Genomic DNA, 15,332 nt, shown 5'->3' with positions numbered 1-15,332 from the left:
GGGAGACGCGGCGACGGCGTAAAGCCGTCCGGGTCGCGGTACGCATACGCTTAACACGGTCCGGGTCGCACCTTCGGCCGTCTCTGATGCTCACACCGAGGTGCTCACGATGACGGACATCCACGGAGTCGTTCCACCGGTCGTAACGCCGTTCGAAGAGACGGGCGAGGTCGACGCCGACGCGCTGCGCGAGGAGATCCGCTACCACCTCGATTCGGGCGTCAACGGCGTCTCCGTCGCCGGCAGCACCGGCGAGGGAAACGCCCTCTCGGTCGACGAACACGAGGAGGTGTACGGCGTCGCCGTCGACGAGGTCGACGGGTCGGTGCCCGTCGTCGCGGGCGTCATCGCCACCAGCGCCCGCGAGGCGGCCGCGAAGGCCGAACGCGCCCGCGACGCGGGCGCTGACGCCGTCATGGCGACGCCGCCCCACTACGAGCGGCCGACCGACGACGGCCTCGTCGACTACTTCGCCGCCGTCGGCGACGCCGGCGGCCTGCCCATCCTCATCTACGACGTCATCGAGAAGGTGGACGTGACGGCCGACCTGGCCACCCGGATCGCCGACGACGTGCCCGAGCTGTACGGCATCAAACAGAGCGGCGGCGACATGCACGGCCTCGCGAACATGCTCACGGCCGTCGGCGACGAGTTGACCGTCTTGACCGCGCTCGACGACCTGCTCTTCCCGTCGTACGTCCTCGGCGCGGTGGGAACCATCGGCGGCGTCACCTCCATCTACCCCCGCGTGAGCGTCGACCTCTGGGAGGCCGTTCAGGACGGCGACATCGACCGGGCGCGCACCATCCACGAGGCCACGCTCCCGCTCGCGCGGGCGGCGGTGTGGGACCGCGATGGCAACTACCCGGGCGGCGTCAAGGCGGCGATCGAACTGCTCGGTCGGAACCCCGGCCACCCGCGGAGCCCCATCGTCGACTCGTCCGGGGCGGACCGCGAGCGCATCGCCGACGCCGTCGCGGCCATGCGCGACCGCGGCGTCTACGAGCGCCCCGAGAACAGGTAATCCACCGGTAACTTTATTCTCCCGTCCTCGGCGAGGCCACCATGGAGATTGCCGAGATGGAGGTGATCCCGGTCGCCCACCGGGAACCGCCGCTCCGGAACTCGTGGGGCGTACACAGCGAACTCGCCGCGCGGACGATCGTCCGCGTGACGACGAGGGACGGCGAGGTCGGCGTCGGCGAGACGTACGGCGACGAGCAGGTCATCGAGGCCCTCGAAGGCGCCGTCGACCTCGTGGAGGGGCGCGACCCCTACGAGGTCCGCCCGCTCGAACTCCGCCTACAGGACTCGATGGCGTACGGAGCCATCGACACCGCGCTCGTCGATCTGCTCGGCCGGGCGCACGACGAACCCGCGTACAACGTCCTCGGCGGGCGCGTCCGCGACGAGGTGGAGTTCTCCGGCTACCTCTTCTACAAGCACGCGGATTCCGACCCCGACTCGGCCGCGATCGCGCCGGAGGAGGTGCTCTCGGCGGAGGCGATGGTCGAGGAGGCCCGCCAGTTCGTCGACCGCGGCGGCTTCGGGACGCTGAAACTGAAGGGGGGCGTCCTCTACCCCGACGAGGAGGTGCGGACGCTCGACCTGCTCGCCGAGGAGTTCGGCCGCGACACGCCGCTTCGCATCGACCCGAACGGGACGTGGAGCGTCGAGACGGCGACTCGTCTCGCGAAGCGCCTGCGCGGGATGGACCTACACCTGCAGTTCCTCGAGGACCCAGTCCCGTCGATGAACGCCCACGCCCGACTCAAGCGACGCGTCGACTACCCGGTGGCGACGAACATGTTCGTCACCGAGTTCGAGCACGTCGCGCCCGCTGTGGAGATGGACGCCGTCGACGTCGTCCTGAGCGACCACCACTACTGGGGCGGGATGCGCGGCAACGTCCGCCTCGACGACGTCGCGGGGACGCTCGACCTCGGCGTCGGGATGCACTCGAACTCCCATCTCGGCGTGAGCATGGCCGCGATGGCGCACGTCGCCGCCGCCATGCCGACCCTCCGCTACGCGTGCGACTCGCACTACCCGTGGATGGCCGACGACGTGGTGACCGAGCCGCTCTCGTTCGAGGCTGGATGCATCAAACCCGAGGGACCGGGTCTCGGCGTCGAACTCGACGAGGCCGAACTCCAGCGACTCCACCGGCAGTACGAGGAGGGCGACCCCCTGGCGTACTCGTCGGTGTCGTCGATGGCTGCCGAGTACGCGGACGCGATGTCCGACGTCGGCCGATCGGACTGGCTGCCGAACAAACCCCGCTGGTAGTCAGAGCCGCGAGCGGAGGTCGGCGACGACGTTGGCGGTCGTCCCGTCGCCCCCGAGATCGGGGGTGTGGGGCGCGCCGTCGTCCGCGAGGTGGGCGGCCACGGCGTCGCGCAGCGCGTCGGCAGCCGACTCCTCGCCGAGGTCCTCGAACATGAGTGCGCCGCTCAGCACCGCCGCGATCGGATTGGCGACCCCTTCGCCCGCGATGTCTGGGGCGCTGCCGTGGACGGGTTCGTACAGCCCCGGGGCGTCGCCGTCGGGGTTGACGTTCGCCGACGGTGCGAGGCCGAGGCCGCCGGTGACGGCCGCGGTCAGGTCGGTGAGGATGTCGCCGAAGAGGTTCGGCCCGACGACCACGTCGAACTCGTCGGGGCGGAGCACGAAGTCCATCGAGGCGGCGTCGACGAGGAGGTGCTCGAGCGTGACCGACGGGTACGATTCGGCGACATCCTCGACCACCTCGTCCCAGAACACCGGGCCGTAGCGGAGCGCGTTCGACTTCGTGACGTTCGTCAGGTAGCCCTCGCGGTCGAGCGCAGCCTCGAACGCCGCCCTGACGACGCGTTCGACCCCCTTCTCGGTGTAGACCGACGTCTGGATGGCGAGTTCGGACCCCCCGCCGCGGTCGAGGCGGCCGCCGATGTCGACGTACTCGCCCTCGCTGTTCTCGCGGAACCACGCGATGTCGACGTCGTTCCGGCCGTACCCCTTGAGCGGCGTGTTGCCCGCGTCGTGGAGGCGGACGGGGCGGTAGTTGACGTAGAGGTCGAACGCCTGGCGGATGGCGATGGGGCCCTCGATGGACGTCACGTAGTCGGGTACGCGCGGGTCTCCCATCGCGCCGTGCAGGATGGCGTCGTGGTCGGCGAGTCGGTCCATCGCGTCGTCCGGGAATAGCGATCCCTCATCGAGGAAGCGGTCGGACCCCCACTCGTAACGTGTCGTCTCCACTTCGAAGTCGTGGGTCTCGGCCGCCCGTTCCAGCAGCGGCGTCGCCGCGTCGACCACCTCGACGCCGATGCCGTCACCCGGCAACAGGGCGATGTCGTGAGCCATGCGGCCGGCTACCATGGCGGGGAGAATAAACCCCCGCGTCCGATTCCCCGACCGACGACCCAACAGCTATCACGCCCGCCGTGGCAGCGGGAGCCATGGGGCGAGCGAACTACGACTACGAGGGCGAGACGGTGCTCGTCACAGGCGGGAGTTCGGGCATCGGCCGCGAGATAGCCACCGGGTTCGCCGAGGCTGGGGCGGCGATCGTCGTCGCCGACGTCCGCGAGGAGCCACGGGACCACGGGGAGGCGACGCCGACCCACGAGGTCGTCCGGGAACGGGGCGGCGACGCGGCGTTCGTCGGGACGGACGTCAGCGACCCCGAGCAAGTCGAGGCGGCCGTCGACGCCGCCCGCGAGTTCGGCGGCGTCGACGTGATGGTCAACAACGCGGGCGTCCACGTCACGGAGTCCATCCGGTCGGTCGACCCGGAGACGTTCGATCGCGTCCACGCCGTCAACGTCAGAGGGACGTTCTTCGGGTGTCAGGCAGCCGCGAACGATATGATAGACCGCGGCGCGGGTGGGGTCGTCCTCAACATGGCCTCCATCAGTTCGACGGGGGCCAAACCCCGGCAGGTCACCTACGAATCGACGAAGGGAGCGGTCCGGATGATAACGTTGAGCGCCACCGTCGAACTCGCCGAACACGACGTCCGGGTCAACGCGATCGCTCCGGGGCGGATCGCTACGGAGTTCGGCCCCCTCAACGCCGAGGAGACCGAACGGAGCGGGGGGGAAGGGCTCAAGCCGATCCCGGCCGGCCGGGCAGGCCGTCCCGAGGACGTCGCGGGCGCGGCGCTCTATCTGGCGTGCGAGGACGCCGACTACGTCACCGGCGAACTGCTGTACGTCGATGGCGGCTACAGCGCCATCTAGCGGGGACAACGTCGCAGGTTCGATTGACGCTCGGACGCCACCCCGAGGGAGCCACCCGTCCGAAGACCCTCACGTGATACTGCCCGGAAACACGTCCGCAGAGTGGGCGAGGTACGGGGGCTCCTCGGAAACCCTCTCTCCAGTCGATGCAAGGTGTCGGGGCGACCCCCGACACGATCAGCATCGTGAATCCGGGGGGCGATCGTCCCGGCCCGACGGAGTCGGGTACGGAAGTGACTACCCCAGCGGCGAGGGGCGACCCTGTTAAAATGACACAGGAAGTGTGATAACAATCAACAAACCCGTGACAGCAGTATGGATGTAATCTGGGTAGGCATAGAAGTCGGACGTTTGTCGGAAATTAAGGGGGCAACGTTGAAACCGTCGGCTTGACGATCGCGAAGCGATACGGCGTCAACGATGCCATCTACCTCGACGTGACGCTCGTCGTCTTCGCGGTCATTGGGTGCCTCGCGCTGACGATGAAACCCGCTGTTGCTCGTCGTGTATCAGCAGCGCGACGCCATTCTGGTCGTCCGCGCGGTCGGGCTCACGCCCTGACTCTCGTCGGCGTCGTCACACCGACGGCCCGATGCGGGTGATCGCGAAGGCGCTCAATCCGTGACGCTCGGCATAGGACGACTCGCCGTTGAGGACTCGCAGTCGTCCCGGAGCAGCTCCGACGCGGACGCGGGCGTGGCCGTCGCGTCGACGTCCGGGACCCCGGAACCACTCCCGTCTTTCGGCTACCCCGTCTGGGAGGTGACGCGGGCTGCTTAGAGCCGCCTACGGAGATCCGAAACGACCTCCTTCGTTCCGGCGTCGCCGCCGAGATCGGGCGTCCGCGGGGCGTCTTCGTCGGACAACTGGTCGGCGACGACGTCCCACAGGGCCGCGGCGACGGCGTCCTCGCCGAGGTGCTCGTACAGCATCGAGATCGACAGCACCGTCGCGAGCGGGTTCGCGATTCCCTCGCCCGTGATGTCCGGGGCGCTCCCGTGGACGGGTTCGAACATCGATGGCGAGTGCCCCTCCACGTTGATGTTCGCGGACGGCGCCAGCCCCATACTCCCGCTGACGATCGCGCCGATGTCGGTGAGGATGTCGCCGAACAGGTTCGAGGCGACGAGGACGTCGAACTCGTCGGGTCGGCGGACGAGGTCCATCGAGGCGGCGTCGACGAGCAGCCGTTCGACGGTCACCTCGGGGTACTCCGCGGCCACCTCCTCGACGATCTCGTCCCAGAACACCATGCCGTGGGCCTGCGCGTTCGACTTCGTGACGTTCGTCAGGTGGCCCTCGCGGGCGGTCGCCTCCTCGAACGCCGCGCGCACGATGGCTTCGGTCCCCTGCCGCGTGTAGATGGCCGTCTGGACCGCCACCTCGTGCGGGTATCCCCGGTGTTCGTGGCCGCCCGCGTCCGAGTACTCCCCCTCGGTGTTCTCGCGGAACACCACGAGGTCGATGTCGCCGCCCTCGTACCCACGCAGCGGGCTCTCGATCCCGTCGAACAGGACGGACGGGCGCTTGCAGACCTGTTGGTCGAATGCCTTCCTGATCGGGAGCATCATTCCCCGGAGGGTCAGGTGGTCCGGGATGTCGGGGTGACCGACGGCGCCGAGGAGGATGGCGTCATATCCCTCGAGCGTCTCGATGGCGTCCTCGGGCATCATCGACCCCTCCTCCAGGTAGCGTTCGCTCCCCCACTCGTACCGCGTCGTCTCGACGGAGAACCCGCCGAGGTCCGCGGCGTCCTCGAGGAGGGGGAGCGTCGCGTCAATCACTTCGATGCCGATCCCATCCCCCGGAAGTAGTGCGATGTCGTAGCTCACGGGTTTGAGGTGGCGAGTGTGAACATAAACGTTCCCCCTAGCATAACGTCGTCCCCCAATCGTCGCGGCAGGGCTTTCGTCGTCCCGGCGAGGGCTCGGGATTTGGTTGGCCGATGTGGGCTCAGGACTTCGTTTTCCCACGACTCTCGGCTACGTCCGCGGCGACGCGGATAGCGTCGACCATGCTCGTCTCGCTGGCGATTCCCTCGCCGGCGATGTCGAAGGCGGTCCCGTGGTCGACGCTCGTGCGGATAATGGGGAGACCGATCGTCATGTTGACGCCGCTGACGCCGCCCGCCTCGTCGAACCCGAGCATCTTCAGGGGGATGTGCCCCTGGTCGTGGTACATCGAGACGACGCAGTCGAACTCCCCCCGTGCGGCCCGGACGTACGCCGTGTCGGGCGAGAGGGGACCGTCGGCGTCGACGCCCTCCTCGCGGGAGTGCTCGACCGCCGGGGCGATCTCCTCGGCGTCCTCGTCGCCGAGCAGGCCGCCGTCACCGGCGTGGGGGTTCAGCCCGGCGACGGCGACGCGCGGCGACTCGAGGCCGAGTTCGCGCAGCGCCCCGTCGGTCACGCGGATCGTGTCGAGCACGTTCCCCGTCGTCACGAGGTCGCAGGCCTCCCTCAGGGGGACGTGGGTGCTCACGTGGGTCACCCGGAGGTCGTCCTCGATGAGCATCATCGAGTAGTTCTCGACCCCCGTCCGCTCGGCGAGGAGCCCCGTGTGTCCGGCGTGCTCGCTCCCCGCCATCCGCGTGGCCTGCTTGTTGATGGGCGCAGTCGCGATCGCGTCGACCTCGCCGGCGACCGCGAGGTCGATCGCACGTTCGACGTACTCGAGGCTCGCCTCGCCGTACGCCGCGCGCAGTTCGCCCGGGACGAGTTCGTCCACGTTGTCGCAGTCGAGGACCGCGAAGGTGGTCGGGTCGTCCTCAACCTCGTCCGTCGACTCCACGACGCGGACGTCGAACGCGGCGTCGCACGCCGCGGCGGCCGCCCGCATCGCGTCGGCGTCGCCGACGACCACGATCCGCGCGAACTCGGTGACCGAGGGGTACGCCTTCGCCGCGACCTCCGACCCCACTCCCGCCGGGTCGCCCATCGTCACGGCGACCAGGGGCTTACTCGAACTCATCACGTCCACCGAGACGGGCGGCGCACTTACGGATTGCCCCGGGACTTCCGAACGCGCCCGCCTTCGTGACGACGGGAGTCTCGTCCGCGACGCCGCCGGCAACGCACCCCAGCGGGATCCCCTCTTCGACCGCCTCCCCCGAGAGCAGGACGCCCTCCGCGTCCAGCACGTCGAAGACGTCGCTGGCGACGGCACCGCCGGTGACGAACAGCGATTCCGGGGTGTCGTCGTCACGGTGCCAGAGTCGCTCCACCGTCCCGGCCAGCGCCTCGGCGATGTGGGTGCGGACCGACGTCCCCTCGAGTCCGAGACGCCGACCCGCCTCGAGCGCCCGGGCAGGCGCGTCGCTGTCCGGCGCCGAGACGAGCGCGGCGAAGCCAGCGTCGTCGAGTCGGGCGGCACAGGCCGACGCTGCGGCGTCGCTCGCCGCCCCCGGATCGTCGATGGCCGCTTCGAGGTCCAGCGGAACCACCGACTCCGCGTGGAGCGCGCGCACCTGTTCGAGCGTGGCCGGGTTCGTGCTCCCGACGACGCAGAGGACGCTCCGCTCCCGGGTCGGCACTGACGGAGGTCCGTCGGCGGTGGGCGGCGGCGTCTTCACGTACCGGGCGAGTCCGGCGCTCCCGACGTAGACGACCGAACAGCCAGACTTCGCCGCCCCCGTCGCCAGCGCCTCAAGGTGACGCTCGTGGACGGCGTCCGCGACGACGACCGCTCGGCCCTCGCCCGCCGTCGCTCGGAGGTCGTCGGCGACGGCGTCCGCCCCGGCGGCGACGCGGTCCACGGGAAGCCTGACGACCGGGTAGGACGACCCGGCGAAGCGCGTCGGGAGGTGGGACGTATCGACCGGCCGTTCGGGGTCGTCGCCGGCGTCGGTCTCGGCGACGAGGACGCCGTCGACGAGGTGGTACCCCTCGACGGTCGTCCGGCCGTTTCGCGGCGACGCGGGGGCGACGAGTGCGAGGTCGGCGCCGGTCGCGTCGAGCGCGGCGTCCACCTCCGCCACGACGTTCCCCCTGAGCGTCGAGTCGACCTTCTTGTAGACGAACGAGGCGTCGTGAGCGCCGATGACGCGGCGGACCGCCGCCGCCGCGACCTCGGGGTCGACGTACCGGGAGTCCGTGTCAACGACGCGAACGTCCGCCGGGGGACCGTCCTCCGCCGCCGTTGCGGCGCCTACGGAGACGAGGGTCCGGAGGCCGCGGGCGGCGAACTCGTGGCCCGTGTCGGTCGCCCCGGTGAGGTCGTCGGCGACGACGAGTCCGAAGCATGCCATCGCCCGGGGTTCGAAGAGAGGGGGTAAAAAGCCAGTCCCGCAGGCGGGGACACAATCGCGGTTGGTCCCGTCGCCCGCGAATGCGAGACGCAAGGAGGTGCCGCGAGCGGGAACACGAACAGGAGCCCGAGACGATGGGACCGTCGAGCGAGGGTCGGCGATGGCGCAGTGCGTCCGTCGTCGGGCGTCGTCGGGTTAGGACCGGGCGAGCGATACCGCGGCGGCGGTCACGAGTACGTCAGGTTGAGTTCGATGACGTTCGCGGCGCTCTGGAGGCGTTCGGCGACCTCTGTTTCGAACGCCTCCCCCTTCATGCGACTGGTCGGACCGGCGATGCTCACGGCTCCGATGGCGCGGTCGTCGTCGTCGGTGATGGGCGCGGCGACACAGCGGAGTCCGGCGAACCGTTCGCCGTTGTCCTTCGCGTACCCGCGCTGACGGATGGCGTCCAGTTCCGCTTCGAGTTCCTCCCGCGTGGTAATCGTGTTGGCCGTCCGGGCGGGCATAGCCCGGCGTTCGAGTATCTCGTCGACGCGTTCCTCGGGGAGATACGCGAGGATCGCCTTCCCCAGCGACGTACAGTGGAGGTTTACACGCTTCCCCGCGTGGGTGTCGAGATTGACCGCCTGTTTGCCCTTAGCACGGAAGAGGTAGACGCCCACGCCGTGTTCCTCGACGAGCAGGTTTGCCAGCTCCCCCGTGTCCTCGGCTAGTGACTCCACCTCGGGTTTCGCGACGTCGTAGATGCGCATCCGGTCGCGCGTGTGCTCGCCGAGTTCGAGGAACTTCAGACCGACCCGGTAGGTCTCGTCCTGCCAGACGATATACTCGTGTTCGTGAAGGGTCCGAAGATGGCTGTAGACGGTGCTCTTGGGGAGGTCGAGGTCCGTCGCGAGCTCCGTCACGCCCGCGGCACCCTTCTCTTTCAGCGCTTCGAGGATTCGGAACGAGGTTCCGAGCGCTCCGATCGTGTTCGTCGCGTTCGCGGTGTTCGTTCCCATTGGCCGTGTGTTCACAGTTATCATACAAAACGATTGTTCACACAGACCGGACAGATCGTTCACGATAACGATCACTGACGGACGGACCGAACGAGCGACGTGACCTGGCCGTTCCCGTCGGACGGTGTTCAGCGGCTGACGAGGAGACGGCGGTGCGAACCGGATTGCTTCTCTCGAAACCGCTCTCGTCCGAGGAAAGCACGACGGGTTCCAGCCTGAATGTCGGGAAACGAGCCGCGGGATCAAGTGACCGGACGGGTTAGATACGTTGTTCAGCCTTACGATTAATACCAATCCAATCTTATATATTCATAGGATATATGTTCTCTATACTCGGGTCGATATCTAATGAAGACAACGTGATCAGACAGTCAGCCTCGACGGGGGCCAGGTGGGTCCCGTGGGTAGGTGGTGAAGAGTTTCTGAACCCACCACGACGATCCCCCGGTCTACCGTGTCGATCGGCTCCACCTGCGAGCTACCCGTTTCTGTCAAGTCCTCTGGAAGAGTGGCATTACGCCGATTTTGCGACGTTAAACGATCGACCTCCTCGCCCGAGAACCAACGAGAGACCCGAGTCGTGTACTCACCACAGGTGGCCCCGCCGCCGTCAACGCGAGTTGGGTTTCCATTGCGGACAGGTCGCTCGTTCGGCCCCCGGTTTGACGGATTCTTATCGTTACGATCGAATATATCAATAAAATTTCTTATACGGCATATTACTTGAGAAACTACATATATTTCCGAACTCTGAACCCGTCGGATTTGCGCTCGGCCGAACCGTGAAATCGGAGAGGCTGCGGAAGCGATACCGATCCCCCTTGGGAGGTGGGCGTCGTCGACCCCGAATCGAGGGGCAAGCGGCCGCGACCCGAATAGGACGGTCGCAGAAACGCCGTATGATGTCGCGTCTCGCCGGGACGTTGCGCGAACGTTCGTATTCGACTGGGCCTGTGTCGCCCCGTCCAATCCGGCTGTCAACGAAGCCTCACGGTTTTGTTCCCCGCCGCCGACCTCGAGGCATGGCCGGGAAGTACTACGAGGAGTTCGAGATCGGCGAGACCATCGAACACGAGAAGCGCCGAACGGTAAGCGAGCGGGACAACCAGACGTTCTGCGACATGACGATGAACCAGCAGCCGCTCCACCTCGACGCCGAGTTCGCCGAGGACACGCAGTTCGGAGGGCGCCTCGTCAACGGCATCTACACGATGGCGCTCGCGACGGGGCTGTCTATCCCGGACACCACCGACGGCACCATCGTCGCGAACCTCTCGTACGATGACGTCCAGCACCCGAACCCCGTCTTCCATGGCGACACCGTCTACGCGCGGTCGACGGTGCTCGAAAAGCGCGAGACGAGCGACGGCGAGCGCGGCGTCGTCACGATGCGCGTGGAGGCGTTCAAAGTCGCCAACGGGGAGGACGACGATGGGGATGGGGACGGGGACGACACCCTCGTCTGCGAGTTCGAGCGAACGGTGCTCAGCCTGAAGCGCGAGGCGACGGAGTGACCCGCGAACGGAACCGCGGTTAACCGCCGAACGAGGGGGGCCAGCGACCGGCGAGACGGCCGTCGTGGGGGTTTATGACGACCCGCGAGACAGGGCCGGTTATGTCATCGTCCTCCACCGCCGCGCTCCCGGACGGCTTCGACTGGCTCTCGCTCGAATCGGGTGAAGAGGTCGTCTGGACCGGCATCCCCCACAGACTCAGCCTGGTCCCCGCCCTCGCGATCGGCATCCCGCTCTCGCTGGTGCTGATCGGCATCCCCATCGTCGTCTCGGCGTACCTCCGCCGCGAGAACACGGAGTACGTGCTCACGACCGAGGCATTGTACAAGAAGCGGGGCGTGTTCTCGCGCGACGTGAAGCGGGTCGGCTTCGAGAAGGTGCAGGACACCTCCTACACGCAGGACTTCTTCGGGACCCAGTTCGGCTACGGCACAGTCGAGATCTCCACGGCCGGCGGCGCGGGCGTCGAACTCAGTTTCGACAACGTCCCCAAACCGAAGCGCGTCCAGGAGCTCGTGAACGCGCGCATCCGGTCGGGCGAGGGCCGCCGGAGCGACGGCGAGTCGAAGACCGACGTGCTCGCCGACATCCTGACGGAACTCCGGGCGATCCGTACCGCCGTCGAAGGGGAGTCCACGGCGACCGGAACCGGGGCGAGCGACGCCGAGGTCGCGGAGGCCACGGAGCCGTTCGACTTTTCGGGCGCGGGGAGATGACCGCCACGGACGCGCCGACCGGGACCGACGTCCCCGCGTCGCTTCCGCTCGCGGAGGACGAGACGGTGCGCTGGAGGGGACGGCCGCGACTCTCGGCGGCCGGCCCGGCCGCGTTCGTCGGCCTCGTGGTCGCGGCCGTCGGTGTCGGCTGGTGGGCACTTCCGGCGGCTCCCGTCCGGCCGCCAATCCCGGTGGTCATCGCGGTCGTGCTTCTCGGCGTCGCCATCCCGGCGACGACACTGCTGTCGCTCGTGAACACCCGGTACGCGGTGACCGACCGCGCGGCGTACGTCAAGCGCGGCGTGCTCGGCCGGACCGTCTCGCGGGCGCGACTCGTGAAGGTCGAGAACACGGCCTACTCGCAGTCCGTGACGGGCTCGCTGTTCGGCTACGGTACCGTCGAACTCCAGACGGCGGGCGCGTCGTTCGCGTTCCGCCGGGTCGACGACCCCGCGGGCGTTCGTGCGATCGTGGACGAACACGCGGGCGGCTCGACGGCCGAGAGCGACGAGATACCGGGAAGCATCGCGGAGTGGCGGGCGGTCCGCGAGGAGGTCCGGGCGCTCCGGTCGGCGTTCGAGGCGTGATTCGTGCCCTCCGAGATGTGGTCGCGCCAGTGCTCCCCGGACGTGTCGGTGTGCGTCCCGTCGCCTCCGAAAAATGGGTCGCGGCGAGTCCCTAGCGGAACCGCCGCGCGAGCAGCAGTCCGGTCACCAGGACCGCCCCGGCGACCAGCGCGACGTTGAGCAGACTCGTCGGGAGCAGCGAACTCCCCGAGTTCTCATCGGAGGAGGTCGGCGGGGAGTCGGCCGACGGAGTCGTTGTCACGGGTGACGACGTCCCGGTCGGGTCGACGGACGAATCCGTCGTGCTCGTCCCGTCGGGTGTGGCGGTCGGCCCGTCGGTGCTCGATGCGTCCGCCGAATCGGATGAGGAGTCGTCCTCGTCGTCATCGTCGTCGTCCTCCGAGACGGCGACCGAGGACCCTCGCGTCTCGGACACCGAGTACGCGCGTCCCTCCTCGTCACCGAGCGTGGCGACGGAGAGCGAGACGTCGCTCGAACCGTCGGCGTCGCCGGCGAGGGTGATCGTCGCGATCGTCACGGCGCCGGCGTCAGTGGTGTTCATCAGCGCCGCGCGGATGGACACCTTCGACCCGTCGTCGGCGATCTCGACCTCGTCGAGGCCCGGATCGCCGGCGAGTTCAACGTCGGTGATGGACGCGACGTCCGGGTCGTCGACGGCGACGGTCGCGTTGTACGTGCCGACCCCGCCATCCGCGTTATCGACGACGACGTCGATCGTCGTCGTCTCACCCTCCTCGACAGTGCTCCCCGCCGCGTGCAGGCTCACGGTCGTGCTGCCGGCCGCGCTTACCGTGACCGCCGACGCGGTCACCAGGAGCAGCCCGAGCAGCACGACCCCGAGTCGCGTGCACGTGGTCGGTGCGCGTGTGTCAGTCATTGGTTCGAGTTACGCCATCTCCTGGGCGAACAGTGCCTGGATGTCGCTGAGGGTGAACTCGCCGTCGCCGTTGTAGTCGAACGCCTCGGGCGAGTTACTCGCGGCCGGTCCGTCGCGGTCGGCGAACAGCGTCTGGACATCGAGGAGGTCCACGGTACCGTCGCCGTTGATGTCCTCATAGTCGCCGTCACCGTCGAGGTCCTGTGCAGGATTCTCGGAGTTCCCGACGACCAGGGTCGAGGCCGTGAGCGACGCGCCGTTCGTGCCGGTCACGTCGTACGACTCCCCGGCTTCGGTCCCCAGGTCGGAGACGTTGAGCGAGAGGTCGCTGGTCCCCTCCGCGTTCGCCTGCACGGTGACGGTTCCGAGCGTCGCGCTCCCGTCGTCCTCCGTGTCGACCAGGACCGCCTCGATGGTGACCGAGGAGCCATCGTCGGCGATCTGCACGTCGGTGAGCTCCTCGTCGGAAACGCCCGCGAGGTCGACGCCGGTGATGGACGCCACGCTCGGGTCCTCTACCGTGATCGTCAGCTCGTAGGCGCCGACGCCGCCGTCGGTGTCGTCAACGACGACGTCGTACTCGGTGGACTGGTCGACCGCCACGAGGTCGCTCTCGGGCGAGAGACTGACCGTCGTTGCGGGTCCGTCGCCGTCCGGCGCTTCCGAGACGGAGACCGTCTGGGTCGCCGTGTCGGTCTCACCGTCGTCGTCGGTGACGGTGAGCGTCACGTCGTAGTCGCCCGCGCTGTCGAACGAGGTGGTGACCTGCTCGCCGGTGGCGTCGGCCGTCCCGTCGCCGTCGAAGTCCCACTCGTAGCTCGTGATCGCGCCGTCGGGATCGTTCGACGCCGAGGCGTCGAAGGTCACGGTCTCACCCGGTTCGGGGGCGGACGGCGACGAATCTAAGGCGGCCGACGGGTTCAGGTTCTCCGGCGGTTCCTCGCTCACGGCGAGCGTGTCGGACGCGCTGTCGTCCTCGGTGGAGACCGTCACGTCGTGGTCGCCTGTCGAGAGGTCGGTGGTGTCGACGTCGAAGCTCACCTGCTGGCTCGCCCCGCCGTCGAGCGTGACGTCCTGGCTGTCGGTCTCGGTGCCGTCGATCTCGAGCGCGACCGTCTGCGTGGCCGACTCGTCGCCGACGTTCTCGACCGTCGCGGTCACCGTGGCGGTGTCACCCTGCGTGACGGGTGACTCCACGTCCAGTGCCGACAGCTGGAAGCTCGCCGGACTGGCTGCCTCGCCGACGGAGACCGTCTGGGTCGCCGTGTCGGTCTCACCGTCGTCGTCAGTGACGGTGAGCGTCACGTCGTAGTCGCCCGCGCTGTCGTACGTGTGGGTGGCCGACGCGCCCGTGGCGGTCGTGCCGTCGTCGAAGTCCCACTCGTAGCTCGTGATCGCACTGTCGTCGGTCGACGCCGAGGCGTCGAAGCTCACCTGCTCGCCGGTCTCCGGGGAGTCCGGACTGCTGGTGAACGACGCGGTGGGCGGCTCGTTCTCGTCAGGCTCCGCGACCGTGACGGTCGTCGTGGCGCTGTCCGAGGTCGCGCTCGAATCGCTCGGACTCAGCGCCGATCCGTCCGCACTGATCGTGTACTCGCCAGGGTCGGCGTCATCGGGGACGCTGACGGTGTACTCGACGGTGTAGCTGACGTTGACACCGTCGTCGTCGCCGGCGAGCCACGTCCACGTCCCGTCGTTGTACGCCACCGGGCCGGTCGCGGACTGGGACTCGATCTCCCACCCGTCCGGCGTCGTGGCGCTCAACTGGGGCGCGTTGAGTTCGCTGACGGTGAACTCGGTCGTGATCGTGACCGTCTCACCGGGGGCGATCGTCGTACTATCGACCGATTGTGTTACCGAGACGCTCGGCTGCGCCGCGACCGTCCCGACCGGTCCGAGGACCGATAGGACGAGTCCCAGCGCGACGAGCGCGGCCATCGTCTTTCTGAATCGTCTTCGTGCTGTCTCGTTCATCTGTCAGTGGTGTGTCGTCGACATCGCTGCTGTCGTGGGGTGGTCGTCGCCCGATGCCCCGATCGAACGGGGTTCGTCCCGTCGTCGTGACCGACGAGCGGCCTCCTCGGGCCGCGTCGACGGCTCGGCTGGCGCGGTTCGGTATCGTCGCAGTTACCCCCGAAGGGCGCCAGTCGGCGTCGACCTCCGGCGCT

Annotated in this window: 13 protein-coding genes; 6 read left to right on the top strand and 7 right to left on the bottom strand. The window is 68.3% G+C overall.

Annotation, left to right across the window (positions count from 1 at the left end; genetic code table 11):
- Window positions 1-109 precede the first annotated feature (109 nt).
- Both HUG10_RS06835 and HUG10_RS06830 read left to right on the top strand, forming a co-directional pair.
- Complete coding sequence (locus tag HUG10_RS06835) at window positions 110-1,024, top strand: dihydrodipicolinate synthase family protein (protein WP_179168853.1); 915 nt, start codon at window positions 110-112, stop codon at window positions 1,022-1,024.
- Between the two features lie 41 nt (window positions 1,025-1,065).
- Window positions 1,066-2,289: an enolase C-terminal domain-like protein gene (locus HUG10_RS06830; protein WP_179168852.1), complete on the top strand. Its 1,224-nt coding sequence runs from the start codon at window positions 1,066-1,068 to the stop codon at window positions 2,287-2,289.
- Here the strand turns inward: HUG10_RS06830 and HUG10_RS06825 are convergent, their stop codons facing one another.
- Window positions 2,290-3,345, bottom strand: coding sequence for an isocitrate/isopropylmalate dehydrogenase family protein (locus HUG10_RS06825; RefSeq protein ID WP_179168851.1), 1,056 nt, complete (start codon window positions 3,343-3,345; stop codon window positions 2,290-2,292).
- A 95-nt stretch (window positions 3,346-3,440) separates the two neighbouring features.
- Between HUG10_RS06825 and HUG10_RS06820 the strand changes: the two genes are divergently transcribed.
- Entirely contained in the window at window positions 3,441-4,223 is a 783-nt protein-coding gene (locus HUG10_RS06820) for an SDR family NAD(P)-dependent oxidoreductase (protein ID WP_179168850.1), read from the top strand.
- Window positions 4,224-4,999: 776 nt separating this feature from the next.
- Here HUG10_RS06820 and HUG10_RS06815 read toward each other — a convergent pair.
- The 4 genes from HUG10_RS06815 to HUG10_RS06800 all read right to left on the bottom strand — a co-directional run bounded on the left by HUG10_RS06815 (window position 5,000) and on the right by HUG10_RS06800 (window position 9,470).
- Window positions 5,000-6,055, bottom strand: a complete 1,056-nt coding sequence (locus tag HUG10_RS06815; RefSeq protein ID WP_179168849.1) for an isocitrate/isopropylmalate dehydrogenase family protein — start codon at window positions 6,053-6,055, stop codon at window positions 5,000-5,002.
- A gap of 121 nt (window positions 6,056-6,176) precedes the next feature.
- Complete coding sequence (gene pdxA / locus HUG10_RS06810; protein ID WP_394354987.1) at window positions 6,177-7,193, bottom strand: 4-hydroxythreonine-4-phosphate dehydrogenase PdxA; 1,017 nt, start codon at window positions 7,191-7,193, stop codon at window positions 6,177-6,179.
- Window positions 7,180-8,469: a four-carbon acid sugar kinase family protein gene (locus HUG10_RS06805; RefSeq protein ID WP_179168847.1), complete on the bottom strand. Its 1,290-nt coding sequence runs from the start codon at window positions 8,467-8,469 to the stop codon at window positions 7,180-7,182. Before HUG10_RS06805 ends, pdxA begins: the two co-directional genes overlap by 14 nt.
- Window positions 8,470-8,696: 227 nt before the next feature.
- The gene (locus tag HUG10_RS06800) at window positions 8,697-9,470 is read right to left on the bottom strand and encodes an IclR family transcriptional regulator (RefSeq protein WP_179168846.1); all 774 of its coding nucleotides are present in this window, start codon (window positions 9,468-9,470) and stop codon (window positions 8,697-8,699) included.
- Between the two features lie 1,022 nt (window positions 9,471-10,492).
- On the opposite strand from HUG10_RS06800, the gene HUG10_RS06795 reads away from it, so the two are divergent.
- The 3 genes from HUG10_RS06795 (at window position 10,493) to HUG10_RS06785 (ending at window position 12,287) form a co-directional block, all read left to right on the top strand.
- Entirely contained in the window at window positions 10,493-10,984 is a 492-nt protein-coding gene (locus HUG10_RS06795; protein ID WP_179168845.1) for a MaoC family dehydratase, read from the top strand.
- 101 nt (window positions 10,985-11,085) lie between these two features.
- Window positions 11,086-11,700 carry a PH domain-containing protein gene (locus HUG10_RS06790; protein WP_179168844.1) on the top strand — a complete coding sequence of 205 codons (615 nt, stop codon included), beginning with the start codon at window positions 11,086-11,088 and terminating at the stop codon, window positions 11,698-11,700.
- Window positions 11,697-12,287 (top strand): PH domain-containing protein, encoded by a 591-nt coding sequence (locus HUG10_RS06785; protein WP_179168843.1) that lies wholly within the window; start codon window positions 11,697-11,699, stop codon window positions 12,285-12,287. The genes HUG10_RS06790 and HUG10_RS06785 overlap by 4 nt, the downstream gene beginning before the upstream one ends.
- A gap of 91 nt (window positions 12,288-12,378) precedes the next feature.
- Here HUG10_RS06785 and HUG10_RS06780 read toward each other — a convergent pair whose 3' ends face one another.
- Window positions 12,379-13,164, bottom strand: a complete 786-nt coding sequence (locus HUG10_RS06780; RefSeq protein WP_179168842.1) for a hypothetical protein — start codon at window positions 13,162-13,164, stop codon at window positions 12,379-12,381.
- Between the two features lie 9 nt (window positions 13,165-13,173).
- A complete protein-coding gene (locus HUG10_RS06775) occupies window positions 13,174-15,138 on the bottom strand; it encodes a PKD domain-containing protein (RefSeq protein ID WP_179168841.1) in 1,965 nt (654 codons plus the stop codon).
- Window positions 15,139-15,332: the final 194 nt, after the last annotated feature.

This window comes from Halorarum halophilum (assembly GCF_013401515.1).
In the GTDB taxonomy this organism is placed as follows: domain Archaea; phylum Halobacteriota; class Halobacteria; order Halobacteriales; family Haloferacaceae; genus Halorarum; species Halorarum halophilum.
The sequence above is the reverse complement of the archived record's forward strand: the minus strand, read 5'-3'. Positions and strand labels throughout refer to the sequence as shown.